At 48.9% G+C, this 10,110-nt stretch carries 8 protein-coding genes; 3 read left to right on the top strand and 5 right to left on the bottom strand.

Annotated features, from left to right (window positions below; translation table 11 throughout):
* Positions 1-882, top strand: an 882-nt coding sequence (locus tag HRU21_07290) for an enoyl-CoA hydratase/isomerase family protein (GenBank protein NRA42099.1), incomplete at its 5' end; no start/stop codon positions are given.
* A gap of 85 nt (positions 883-967) precedes the next feature.
* Here the strand turns inward: HRU21_07290 and HRU21_07285 are convergent.
* The gene (locus tag HRU21_07285) at positions 968-1,507 is read right to left on the bottom strand and encodes a TetR/AcrR family transcriptional regulator (protein ID NRA42098.1); all 540 of its coding nucleotides are present in this window, start codon (positions 1,505-1,507) and stop codon (positions 968-970) included.
* A 245-nt stretch (positions 1,508-1,752) separates the two neighbouring features.
* Here HRU21_07285 and HRU21_07280 point away from each other — a divergent pair, with 245 nt between their 5' ends.
* Complete coding sequence (locus tag HRU21_07280) at positions 1,753-3,774, top strand: NADPH-dependent 2,4-dienoyl-CoA reductase (GenBank protein ID NRA42097.1); 2,022 nt, start codon at positions 1,753-1,755, stop codon at positions 3,772-3,774.
* Positions 3,775-3,846: 72 nt separating this feature from the next.
* Entirely contained in the window at positions 3,847-5,586 is a 1,740-nt protein-coding gene (locus tag HRU21_07275) for an acyl-CoA dehydrogenase (GenBank protein NRA42096.1), read from the top strand.
* Positions 5,587-5,687: 101 nt separating this feature from the next.
* Here the strand turns inward: HRU21_07275 and HRU21_07270 are convergent, their stop codons facing one another.
* From HRU21_07270 to HRU21_07255, 4 genes are all read right to left on the bottom strand, one after another.
* Complete coding sequence (locus HRU21_07270) at positions 5,688-7,088, bottom strand: threonine synthase (GenBank protein ID NRA42095.1); 1,401 nt, start codon at positions 7,086-7,088, stop codon at positions 5,688-5,690.
* 27 nt (positions 7,089-7,115) lie between these two features.
* A complete protein-coding gene (locus HRU21_07265; GenBank protein NRA42094.1) occupies positions 7,116-8,420 on the bottom strand; it encodes a homoserine dehydrogenase in 1,305 nt (434 codons plus the stop codon).
* Between the two features lie 198 nt (positions 8,421-8,618).
* Positions 8,619-9,452 carry a DsbC family protein gene (locus tag HRU21_07260; protein ID NRA42093.1) on the bottom strand — a complete coding sequence of 278 codons (834 nt, stop codon included), beginning with the start codon at positions 9,450-9,452 and terminating at the stop codon, positions 8,619-8,621.
* Positions 9,453-9,531: 79 nt separating this feature from the next.
* On the bottom strand, positions 9,532-10,110 hold a 579-nt coding region (locus tag HRU21_07255), incomplete at its 5' end, for a site-specific tyrosine recombinase XerD (protein ID NRA42092.1).

Here is a 10,110-nt window from a genome sequence, read left to right as displayed (position 1 = left end):
GGCCAAGGGGAAAAAGGCTTCTGTGCCGGAGGCGATATTAAAACCGTCAGCCAACAGGTTCTGCAACAGCAGCAAGACAAAGCAGAAGCTTTTTTTACAGCTGAATATCAACTCAATTTACAGCTAAGTGAGTTCAGCAAACCTATCATCGTTTGGGGCGACGGTATCGTCATGGGCGGCGGTATGGGTTTATTTATGCCCTGTGACTTTCGTATTGTGACAGAATCCAGCCGTTTAGCGATGCCCGAAGTCTCGATTGGCTTTTTTCCTGACGTCGGCATGGCTTACTACCTTAACCAGCTACCCGAGACACTGGCCAAGTTTATTGCCGCCACGGGTATAACACTCGCAGCAGCCGATGCGCTTTATTTAGGGATCGCCAGTCATGGTATTCGGTCACAGCAGCGGCAGTCACTGTTTCAGGCATTCAGCAGGCTTAAGTTTGCACAACAGCCAAAGCATAATTATCAACAAATTCAGCGCTTGCTTGATAAGCTAACAACAGACTGCGCAAGCAGTGAACTCGCAGCGCATAGCGCGAAAATAGACGCGCACTTTAAAACTTGCGATATCCATACATCGATAGCGGCCATCCTCGACGACAGCGACCCATCAAGCTGGTATAAAAAAGCACAGCAGCAATTACAGCAAGCTTCTCCACTAGCGATACACTGGAGCATCAAACACCTGCAACAATCCGCAGGTAAAAGCTTACAGCAGGTGCTTGCAGCAGATTTACAATTAGCCGGCATGATTATTCAGCAACAGGAATTTCATGAAGGGGTAAGAGCGCGCCTGATCGATAAAGATCAACAAGCCAAGTGGCGCTTCCAACATGGACAGGCTATACCCTCGCAAGCCATCGAGGCAGTTTTTAGCTAAAACCTAGCGACAAGATCTAGCCGCAAAATCATCTATAAAATTAGCGGCAAAATACATACATTCGTTTATCGCAGTCAATAGTCTGTTAGCTATCAGCCTGAGTTAAACGGTGATAAAACATTTGCGCCGCTGCGCGAGCGATCGGCTCAATCGAGCCTTGATCAACATATATACCGTCAAGCAACAAACGTGTCATGCCATGCAAGCTACTCCAACTGACTTGCGTATAGCGTTTCGCATCTATGGCTTCCGACACCAAACCAGCCGCTTGCCAAGATTCACATAAAGCAACATAAGCCTTGAAGGTAATATACGCCTCATGCTGCAGCGTCTCAGTTAAGCTTGAAGCCTTCCAAATATGGCCACTGAACATTAAATCGTAATACGCGGTTTGCGTTTGCGCATAATCAATATAGCGCAGAATAAAGGCAAAAATACTGTCTTCGCTAACCTGCCATTCATCTGGCTGCAGCGCCATGTGCTTACGCCATGCCGTAAAACCTTGTTCAGCTACAGCGCACAGCAAATCCTGCTTGTTTTTAAAATGATGATAAGCAGCCGTGCGCGACACTCCAACCTCTAGCGCCAAGCCGCGCATCGACAGCGCGGACTCGCCTTGCTGCATTAAAATGCTAGCCGCCTGATCAAGTAAGGCGGTCCGCAAATCGCCATGATGGTAATTTTTTTTCAGCTGTAAATCTGCCACTAAATCTGCCACTAAGTCGCCTCTTTTCGACTATATTAATGAGAAATTAGAAACTAGCAAATAATCTTGACACTGTCAAAATAAGCCCCTATGGTAAGCAAAAATATGTTGCAAGGGCTTGTCATTACAGCTTTTGTAACGCAGTGACACATGAGGTAATTTTCATGCAGGCATATCCCAAACTCTTTGAGCCACTCGATCTTGGCTTCACGCAATTAAAAAATCGTGTGCTGATGGGCTCAATGCATACTGGGCTCGAAGAAGCCGAAAACGGCTTTCAACGAATGGCCGCTTTCTATGCTGCCAGAGCACGCGGCGGCGTCGGCTTGATTGTCACGGGTGGATTTGGCCCCAGCGTGCGTGCCAGTGTGCATGAACATTGCAAAACCTTACACACCGATAGCGACGTTGCCGATCACCGCTTAATCACCGATGCAGTGCATGCCGAAGACGGTAAAATATGCCTGCAAATCCTACATACCGGTCGCTATGCCTTAACCGAAAAACCAATGGCGCCGTCTGCGGTGCCAACGCCGATTAACCCCTTTCATCCGGTTGAGCTCAGCGAGGCCGAGATAGAACAGCAAATTGCCGACTTCGTGCTTACCGCCAGCAAAGCACAGCAGGCAGGTTATGACGGCGTAGAAGTGATGGGCTCAGAGGGTTATTTCCTCAATCAATTTTTAGCCAGCCGGGTTAATCATCGACAAGATCAATGGGGTGCCAGCTACGCCGATAGAATGCGCCTACCGATTGAAGTAGTGAAGCAGATTCGCGCCGCTACCGGGCCTGAATTTATTATTATCTATCGCCTCTCAATGCTAGATTTAGTCGAGGGTGGCAGCAATAGTGAAGAAATCATTGAACTGGGTAAAGCTATCGAAGCCGCAGGTGCCAGCTTAATAAACACCGGCATTGGCTGGCATGAAGCTCGAATTCCCACCATTGCCACTAAAGTGCCACGCGCAGCGTTTACCTGGGTAACTGCGAAGTTTAAACAATCATTGTCACTGCCCGTCATCACCTCTAACCGCATTAATATGCCTGACGTTGCTGAAAAAGTTTTAGCACGGGGTGATGCGGATATGGTCTCGATGGCACGACCGTTTTTGGCTGACCCTGACTTTATGCTTAAAGCCGCTGACAATAGAGCTGATGAAATCAACACCTGTATCGGCTGCAATCAGGCCTGCCTGGATCACGTATTTGTCGGCAAAATGACTAGCTGTTTAGTCAACCCTCGCGCCTGCCACGAAACCGAAATCATCACTCAACCGCTGCAACAGAAAAAACGCATTGCGGTCATTGGCGCTGGTCCCGCCGGCCTTGCATTTGCAGTTGAGGCTGATGCCAGAGGCCACGCGATAACGCTATTCGACCAAGCCGACGAAATTGGCGGCCAGTTCAATATTGCCAAACAAATTCCTGGCAAAGAAGAGTTCCATGAGACGATTCGCTACTTTAATACCAAACTCCGTCAATCTAACGTGAGCCTTCAGCTTGGCAAGCATATTGATGCAAAGTATTTACGTGATGCAGAATTTGACGAAGTTGTTCTCGCAACCGGTATTACCCCTCGGCGGCCATCAATAGAAGGCATTGACCATGCCAAAGTATTGTCTTACTTAGATGTCTTAAAGCATAAGAAAGCTGTTGGCGACAGCATCGCGATTATTGGTGCCGGCGGCATTGGCTTCGACGTTGCTGAATACCTCAGCCACAGCGGTGAAGCGACTAGCCTCAATATTGCTGCATTTATGCAGGAATGGGGTATCGATATGCAGCTTGAGGCGCGCGGCGGTATCGAAGGCATCACCGCACAGCCAAGCCCCAGCGCACGTAAAATCACCTTGATGCAGCGCAAAGCTAAAAAAGTTGGCAACAGCCTCGGTAAAACAACCGGCTGGATTCATCGCCTTGGTTTACAAAACAAAGGGGTTGAAATGCTAGCCGGTTGTGAATATTTAAAAATCGACGACCAAGGTTTACATTATCGTCAAAACGATGAAATTAAAGTGTTAGATGTCGACAATATTATTATCTGTGCAGGCCAAGAGCCTCGCGATGAATTAGCCGCGCAGCTCAATAATATTCCCGTGCATTTAATCGGTGGCGCACAAGAAGCAACCGAGCTTGACGCTAAGCGCGCGATTGACCAAGGCACGCGCCTAGCGGTTTCGATCTAATAAAAATTTAACATTGATTACTCAGCAATCATTTATTACTAACAACATTTCAGAACAGGTTAAGTATCTACTATGAGCAACTATGAATTCCCGCAGCACGAAGTTGGCTTTGTGGTTAACCAATTAACTAACTTGCGTTCACTCTATGGCAGTGACGCCTTCCCCGAAATGAGTGAAGAGTTGCTTGAGGCAATTCTCAGTGAAACTGCGCGCTGGGTTGAAACTGAAATTGCACCGCATAACTATGCCTGTAATGAATTTGGTGCCAAGCTAGAATCTAATGGCGTTGTTACTGCACCTGGCCTGCAGTCGGTGTATCAGCAATATGTAGAAGCTGGTTGGCAAAGCCTATCCGCCAATCCAGAACATGGTGGCCAGGGTCTACCGCAAACGGTTTATTTTGCCGTGATGGAAGCGCTGCAAAGCAGCAATCTTGGTTTCAGTCTATGCCCGATGTTAACCGCGGGTGCTTTAGAGGCCATCGAATCACACGCCGATGCAGCACTGCAGGCGCAGCTGATGCCGAACATGATCAGTGGCGCCTGGACTGGCAGCATGAACCTCACCGAACCACATGCCGGCTCTGACCTTGCCGCGGTAAGCACCAAAGCCGAACCAGAGGGCGATCATTACCGCATTAAAGGGCAAAAAATTTATATCACCTGGGGTGACCATGATGTTGCGGAAAATATAATACATCTGGTGTTAGCCAGATTACCGGATGCGCCAGCAGGCGTAAAAGGTATTTCATTATTTGCAGTGCCAAAATTTCTTATCAATGCCGACGGCTCACTGGGTGAGCGCAACGATGTTCACTGTATAGCGCTAGAAGAAAAATTAGGCATACACTCCTCGCCCACTTGTGTAATGGCATTTGGTGAAACCACCGGCGCCATTGGCTATCTGGTTGGTAAAGAACACAACGGCTTAGCNTGCATGTTTACCATGATGAATAACGCGCGCCTAGGCGTNGGCATGCAGGGTGTGGCGATTGCTGAGCGTGCACTGCAACAGGCAAAACACTATGCTGCAGAGCGCGTGCAGGGCTACGACAAACAAAATGGCGAACGTATTACGATCAACCACCATGCTGACGTGCAGCGTATGCTACTAAGCATGCAGTCGTTAACCGAAGCCGCTCGCGCGATGACCTATGAAGCCTTTGCCACTATCGATAAAGTTAAAGCAGGCCAAAGCTCGCAAAGCAAGGCTGACTTACTCACACCTATTGTGAAAGGTTTTGCTACCGAAATGTCACAAGAAGTGACGTCGTTAAATATTCAAATACATGGCGGCATGGGCTTTGTCGAGGAAACCGGAGCCGCGCAGCATTATCGCGATGCCAGAATCTTGACCATTTATGAAGGCACCACCGGTATTCAAGCGCTAGATTTAATTGGTCGAAAAACCGCGCGTGATAACGGCCATGCCATGTTTACACTATTAGACGAAATGCGAACGACGGCCGCAGCCGCTGCCGAGACAGACGAATTCAGCGCCTATGCTACAATTTTGACTAAGGCTATCGACGCCGTTCAGCAGGCAACTAAATCTCTGTTAGCGCAGCCAGAGCAGCATCAGCGCGAGGCCGTTGCTAATGATTATATGATGCTTTGTGGCTATGTCTTGGGGGCTGAACGCTTATTAAAGTCTGCCTTACTGGCAGCCAATGACAGCGCCTTAGCTACGCGGAAAAAAGTCAGTTGTGCATTCTACTTTGACCATATTCTACCGCGCTACCTAAGCCTGCATCAGGTGATTACCGCTGCCAATGGCAGCAGCTATCTAAACTTAGCCGCTGTAGCAATGTAAGATCTAGCTGCGATGTAAGGCCCTATACATAGCTCTAATAAAAAAAGCGGCCTAGGCCGCTTTTTTCTATCTCGATCAGATCTCAGTGCTTTAAAAACAGCTTATGCAACAATATTTTGCTGCATAAACGCATGCACCTGCTGCATATCATTGGCCAAAACGGTAAAGCGCTCTTCACGCTGCATTAAATCAGCCATATGGTGCGGCAATGCCGGCTCTTCGCTTTGTCCAGCCTGCAAGGCTGCCTCCGCAAATTTTGCCGGATGCGCGGTCGCTAAGGTAACCATAGGAGTTGCCGTACTGCGACGAACCTCACGCGCTGCTTTAACACCAATTGCAGAGTGTGGATCCAATAAATATTCAGTTTGCTCAAATACCGAGGCAATCGTTTCACAGGTCATGGCGTCATCAACCGCAAAACTGTCGAATAGCTCACGGGTATGGTCAAATTTATCCTGCGGCAGGGTCACTGTTTGATCACCGTTACAGGCAGCCATAAATGCAGCAAGCTCTGCGCCATCGCGATCAAACACATCAAACAATAAGCGCTCGAAATTGGATGAAACCATAATATCCATCGATGGCGATAAGGTGTGCACCAACTCATGCTTCTGATATAAATTTTTGGCAATAGTACGATGAAGAATATCGTTAGTATTGGTGGCAACAATCAATTGATTAATTGGCAGCCCCATTTGCTTAGCTAAATAGCCCGCAAAAATATCACCAAAATTACCGGTTGGCACCGAAAAGCCAACCTCTTTATCAGGTGCGCCAAGTGCCGCGGCAGCATAAAAATAATAAACAATTTGCGCCATGATACGCGCCCAGTTTATCGAATTAACGGCAACAAGCTGGCGCCCATCGGGCAAGAATGACTGATCATTAAAGCTGGCTTTCACCATCGACTGGCAATCATCAAAATTGCCCTCTAGCGCAATATTATGGATGTTGTCTGCCAATACTGAGGTCATCTGTTTACGCTGCACATCTGAAACACGCTGGTGCGGATGCAGAATAAAAATATCGATATTCTTACAGCGACGACAACCTTCTATAGCTGCAGAGCCAGTATCGCCCGACGTTGCTCCCATAATCACAACTTTTTGCTGCTTACGCTCTAACACATAATCTAATAGGCGACCTAAGAGCTGCAAAGCAAAGTCCTTGAATGCCAAGGTCGGACCTTGAAATAGCTCTAGCAGCCATTCGTTATGGCCAAGCTGAACCAAAGGCGCTACCGCAGGATGACGAAACTCTTGATAGCAGTCTTCAATCATCGCTTTAAAATCATCATCGTCAATACAGCCAGTAACAAAGGGCTGCATCACCTCATAAGCCACTTCGGCATAAGACATCGCCGCAAAGCTAGCAATTTTTTCGCGGCTAAAACGTGGCAGCTGCTCGGGCACATATAAGCCACCATCGCTGGCTAAGCCTGTCAGCATTACCTGTTCAAAATTAAGCACGGGGGCTTGGCCGCGGGTACTAATATATTTCATCGTCATAATCGTAAACTCTTTACTACACTAGGCCAGCGATTCGACCCGAATCACATGCACCGAACCCTGAATGGTTGGCAGCGTCTCGATTTGCGCAACGGCGGTGCGCAAGCGTTGTTCTTCAACATGATCGGTTACTAAGGCAACCAGAGAATGCTCAGCAGCATCGGGCGCTTTTTGAATCATCGTCTCAATGCTAATACCTTGCGCACTCAAGGCTTCTGTAACGTGCATCATCACACCGGGTTCATCATGCGCACTGAAACGCAAATAAAATTCGCTACGCACCTGTTCAATCGGCAAAATCGTCGCCGGCTGAATACTTGCCTGTGCAAATGATAGCGGCGGTACGGATTGCGCCTGGCTAGCATCTAACAAGCGTGCAATATCGCAGATATCAGCGACAATCGACGAAGCTGTTGGTTCGGCACCTGCTCCGGCACCGTAATACATGGTTGAACCAACCGCGTCGGCATGAATCATTACCGCATTCATCACGCCATGCACGTTTGCTAATAGCTGAGTTTTTGGAATCAAGGTTGGATGAACGCGTAACTCAATACCCTGCTCAAGCTGACGCGCAATGCCTAAATGCTTAATATTAAACCCAAGCTCTTCTGCCAACACCACATCTAAAGGCGCAACCTGACTAATGCCCTCGGTATAGGCGCGATCAAAAGATAATTCCACCCCAAACGCTAATGAGGCCAATATCGCCAGCTTATGGCAGGCATCGATACCTTCAACATCAAAGGTTGGATCCGCTTCGGCATAACCCAGTGCCTGTGCTTCGGCCAAAACGTCAGCAAAGTCACGACCCTTATCTTTCATCTCGGTGAGAATAAAATTACCAGTGCCGTTAATAATGCCGGCTAGCCAATCAATTTGATTACCGGCCAGGCCCTCGCGCAAGGCTTTGATTACCGGAATACCGCCGGCAACCGCAGCTTCAAAATAGACCGAAACGCCATGTTCAGCGGCTTTGCTAAAAATCTCGTTACCATGCTCGGCGATTAAAGCCTTATTGGCAGTCACCACATGTTTACCGTGTTCAATAGCGGTCAACACCAAACGTTTAGCGGCGTCATAACCGCCAATAGTTTCAACCACAATATCGACTTCAGGCGCGCGCGCCACTGCCAACACATCTGACTCAACAGTCACATTCGACAAATCAAATTCAGGCTTCGCTTGGCGAATCGCCACATGGCTGACACGAATATCGCAGCCGGTACGGGCAGCAATTTGCGCATGATTTCTGGCCAGCACATTAAAGGTGCCACCACCGACCGTTCCTAGGCCACAGATACCGATATTTACGGGTTTAAGCACTTTATCTCGTCTCGTTCAGGGATAATTTAAGGCGCAAGATTATACACAGAATTTTGCTTAAAGAGTACCGCTAATCGCAGCGGTCAATGCAGCGCGAATGGCGCATTCTGCAGGCGTCAGCGACTGACAGTTTGCCATCAGTCACCACGTCTAAAGCGCATAGCCCGGCCGCCAAACGCCGGCAAAACGCTAGGCTGCTCAGTTCAGCAGCTGCTTAATTAAGTCATCAGCCGGACGGTAGCCAGGAATAATCACCCCATCGTCCAGTAAAATTGCCGGCGTGCCGCTCACCCCCAGGGTTTGGCCAAGTCGATAATGCTCGGCCACTGGGTTTTCACAACGCTTATCAGTGATCGACTGGCGAGCTTTTAAGCGCGTCATCGCGGTCAACGGATCGTCAGCACACCAGGCCGATACCACCTTGTCGTAAGAGCTTGAGCCAATGCCGGCGCGCGGAAATGCCATATAGCGAACCGCAATACCCGCAGCATTTAAGGCGGGCACTTCTTGATGCAGCTTCTGACAATAGAAACAGTCAACATCGGTAAACACCGTCACTTGCGCTTTTTGCTCGCCCTCGGCGGGGAAAATAATCATCGACTCAGGGTCTAAATTTGCCATTAAGGCGCGGCGCTCAACGGCCTGTGACTGCTGGCTTAAATTCACTAGACCGTTGTCGGTTACTTGGAATAATTCACCGGAGAAAAAATAGCTGACATTGGCGTCAGTATAAAGGGTTGGGCCCTGCGCGATTTTTATCCGGTAGTATCCGTCAATACCGGCAGCGGTAACGCTGCTAACGCTAAAGCGATCATCTATGCCAGCAAACACCGCCTGCGCTTTGCGGGTAATAGCGGCCACATCGGCATCTGTCACCTCGGCAGGCTGGATAAGCTGTAACGGCGCCGATTGCGTTGGCGATGGGCTATCAGCCGACGGCGCCGATTCGGCAGAGTCAGCCTGACAAGCCGATTGCATGCTAATCAAAGCTAGGCATACAAGTCCATAAACCCTGGCGGGTAATCCTGACATTCTCAAAACACTCTCCTACATATTGAGCTGAAAAAACGCGCCCCATAACAAGTGTAAGCTAAGCAATGCAGCTGTTACTTCAGCCACGTGGGTGATGTTGCTGATGCAGCTGCTGCAGCCTAGCGGTTGCGATATGGGTATAAATTTGCGTAGTGGATAAATCACTGTGGCCCAATAATAACTGAACTACCCGCAAGTCGGCACCATTATTCAGTAAATGTGTTGCAAAGGCGTGACGAATGGTATGCGGTGACAAATCGCTACTGATATTGGCACACAGGGCATAATGCTTGATGCGATGCCAGAAAGTCTGTCGCGTCATGGCCTGACCACGTCGCGATAAAAAACAAACCGTCGACTGCTTGTCTCCCAGTAAAAGCGGTCGCACATCGCGCAAATACGCCTCTAACCAATCTATTGCAGCATAACCCATCGGCACAATCCGCTCTTTGCCGCCCTTCCCAAGCACCCGCACAATACCCTGACTGACACTGATATCCGCCAGCTGCAGTTGAATCAGCTCTGACACCCGCAGACCGCAGGCATACAGTAATTCCAGCATGGCGCGATCACGAAACTCGATCGGCTGATTTAAGTCTGGCGCATCCAGCAAAGCCTCAACGTCTTCTTCGCTGATATGCTGCGGCAGCTTTCTGCC

This window comes from Pseudomonadales bacterium (assembly GCA_013215025.1).
Lineage (GTDB): Bacteria > Pseudomonadota > Gammaproteobacteria > Pseudomonadales > DT-91 > DT-91.
The sequence above is the reverse complement of the archived record's forward strand: the minus strand, read 5'-3'. Positions and strand labels throughout refer to the sequence as shown.